The organism is Stenotrophomonas sp. AGC87, from assembly GCF_057333975.1.
The window spans coordinates 1-2,986 of record NZ_JBHFHW010000017.1; the positions used below are offsets into that span (position 1 = coordinate 1).

The 2,986-nt window shown below is 69.1% G+C and carries 3 protein-coding genes; 1 reads left to right on the forward strand and 2 read right to left on the reverse strand.

Translation table 11 applies throughout. From position 1 onward, the window contains the following. The coding region (locus ACE026_RS07405; RefSeq protein WP_486038560.1) for a PhzF family phenazine biosynthesis protein at window positions 1-602 on the forward strand (602 nt) is incomplete at its 5' end. 16 nt (window positions 603-618) lie between these two features. Here ACE026_RS07405 and ACE026_RS07410 read toward each other — a convergent pair. Both ACE026_RS07410 and ACE026_RS07415 read right to left on the reverse strand, forming a co-directional pair. Next, window positions 619-2,292: an amidohydrolase gene (locus ACE026_RS07410; protein WP_486038561.1), complete on the reverse strand. Its 1,674-nt coding sequence runs from the start codon at window positions 2,290-2,292 to the stop codon at window positions 619-621. An 85-nt stretch (window positions 2,293-2,377) separates the two neighbouring features. Beyond that, the gene (locus tag ACE026_RS07415) at window positions 2,378-2,812 is read right to left on the reverse strand and encodes an OsmC family protein (RefSeq protein ID WP_123728599.1); all 435 of its coding nucleotides are present in this window, start codon (window positions 2,810-2,812) and stop codon (window positions 2,378-2,380) included. Window positions 2,813-2,986 lie beyond the last annotated feature (174 nt).

The window sequence follows — 2,986 nt, forward strand, 5'->3', positions numbered from 1 at the left end:
CCGCGCCGGTGGAGGGCGTGCTGGTCCAGGACGGCATTGCCGGGGCCCTGCCCCTACGCGTGGACGGCAGCGGTGACGCCCGCACCATCGCGATCCGTACCCCGCGCGCCGCGGTGGCCGAAGTGACCACTGCCGCCGACCCGCGCCTGCAGGCCGCGCTGGCGGGCTGGCCGCTGGGCAATCTGCCGCCGGCGCGCATGGCCGGTGGCCGCAGCTGGTGGGTGGTGGAACTCGCTGACGAGGCCGCCCTGCGCGCGCTCACCCCCGATTGGGATGCCGTGGCCACCTTGGCCGAGGCCACCGACAGCATGGGGGTCTTCGCCTATGCACGCAGCCAGGGCCAGGCATGGGATCTGGCGGTGCGTGCGTTCGTCGGCAACGGTCGCCGCTTTGAAGACGCCGCCTCCGGTGCGGCCAATGCGGTGTTGGCTGCCTGGCTGGACAGCCGCGATGCGCTGCCTGGCACCGCGCACGGCTATGTGGTCAGCCAGGGTCGCGAAGTGGGCCACGATGCGCGCCTGACCCTGCGCATCGATGACCATGGCGATGTCTGGTCCGGCGGCCAGGTGCAGACCGTCATCCGCGGCACGCTGGACTGGTAATCCCGGCGGCGGCGCGTCAGCGCGCCGCGTCGTACACCGGTGCGCCATCGACCCAGGTCGAGCGCACCTGCAGGTCGGCCAGTTCGGTAGGCGCGATGCTGAGCGGATCGCGATCGAGCACGACGAAATCCGCGCGCAGGCCGGGCTGCAACCGGCCGACCTGGGCCTCGTCATGGCCTGCCCACGCGGCGTCGGCAGTGAAACCCCGCAGCGCTTCGGCCGCGGTCAGCCGCTGATCGGGCTGCCAGCCCGCCGGCGGTTGGCCGGTACGGTCCTGGCGGGTGACGGCGGCATACAGGCCCAGGCGCGGATCCACCTGTTCCACCGGGAAGTCCGAACCCAGCGCGAGCCGGGCACCGGAGCCCAGCATCCGCCGCCACGCATAGGCCCCAAGGATGCGCTCGGGACCGACCCGATCCTGCGCCCAGCCCATGTCCGAGGTGGCGTGGGTAGGTTGCATCGAGGCGATCACACCGAGCTGGGCAAAGCGCGGAATGTCCTCCAGCGCCACCACCTGCGCATGCTCGATCCGCCAGCGATGGTCGCTGCCCCGGCGCTCGCCCAGCACCTTGGCATAGGTATCCAGTGCAATCCGGTTGCCACGATCCCCGATCGCGTGGGTGGCGACCTGGATGTGACAGCCATCGGCCTTGCGCACCGCCGTTTCAAAATCGGCCGGCGAGGTCACCAGCAACCCGCGGTTGTGCGGGTCGTCGCTGTAATCGGCCAACAGGGCGGCACCGCGGCTGCCCAGCGCGCCGTCCATGAAGAGCTTGACCCCGCGCATTTCCAGGCGGCCACCGGCATGCTGGTACGCGCCCTGTGCACACAGATCAGCGAGGGCATCGCCATTGCCATCGGCATACGCATCGATGCGAAGCGGCAGCGTGCCGGCATCGGCGAAGCGGCGCATCAGGGCCAGATCGGCGCGCGATACGCCCATGTCGTGCACACCGGTCAGGCCTTGGCTGACCGCTTTATCCAGTGCGCGGGTCAGCATCTGCTCGCGGGCGGCGTCGCTTGGCGTTGGGATCGCCGCCTGCACCAGGGTCATCGCTTCATCGACGAACACCCCGCTCGGCTGCCCCTTGGCATCGCGCACGATGCGCCCGCCGGCCGGCTGCCAGCTGCCCTTCAACGCGCGTTGGCCGGGCTGCCGTGCGACCGCGCGCAGTGCCGCGCTGTTGCCCCAGCCCGCGTGACCATCGATGCGACCCAACCAGACCGGCCGGTCCGGGAACGCCGCGTCGAGGTCGGCCACGGTCGGGAACTGCTTGTCCGGCCACCGGTTCTGGTCCCAGCCGCTGCCCAGCAGCCAGCCCTCGGGATTGTCGGCCGCAAAGCGCTGCAGGCGCGCCACGATGTCCTGGGTACTGGTCGCACCGGTCAGGTCGGCCTGCATCAGGGTGCCGCCCAGGAACATCAGGTGTGCATGGGCATCGATCAGCCCCGGGATCACGGTGGCCTGGCCAACGTCGGTCAGCGCCGCCAGTGGGTACAGCGTCAACAGTGCCTGGCGATCACCGACGGCGAGCACGCGCCCGGTGTCGGTATCCCACGCCAGCGCGGTGGCCGCCGGCGCGTCGGGATCCCCGGTATGGATGGTGGCGGCGGTCAGCAGGCGCACATCGGCCTGCGCGGTGCCGGCCAGCAGGCAGGCCATCAGGGCGGCAAGAGCGGTCGGACGCATGCAGATACCCCACAACAGGAAAGCGGCGACTATGCGGCCGCCGCTTTCCCATCACAATCTGCTGTGCACCAATCGCGGGCGCGGATCAGCCGGCCAGCTCGGCCTCAAGGCTGATCGGTACCGCACTGAGCGCCTTGGAGACCGGACAGTTCTGCTTGGCGTCGTCGGCGATGGCACGGAACTGGGTGGCCTCGATGTTCGGCACTACGGCCTTCACCTTCAACGTGATCTGCGACAGCTGGGGCCCACCCTCCATCGAGAGGTCGACCTTGGCTTCGGTATCCAGCGAGGTCGGCACGAAACCGGCCTCGGTGAGCTTGGCCGACAGCGCCATGGTGAAGCAGCCGGCGTGTGCGGCGGCGATCAGTTCTTCCGGGTTGGTGCCCTTCTCATCACCGAAGCGGCTGCTGAAGGCATAGCGGGTTTTGTCCATCAAGCCGCTCTGGGGCGTGCTCAATTGTCCCTTGCCTGTCTTGAGGTCACCTTCCCAATGCGCGGTGGCATGACGCGAAATACCCATCGTTGATCTCCTGCGGGATGAATGGCCAGGCCAGCCTAGACCGCCCCGCGTTAGCACCGTGTCTGGCTGCCGTCAGCTCCATGGCAGGTGGCGCTCCCAGCTGAATCGGCCATCAAGATCGATGCTGTTTTCAAGCGGTTTTCGTGCGACAGTCGGGGTGCGACGGTCCATGAC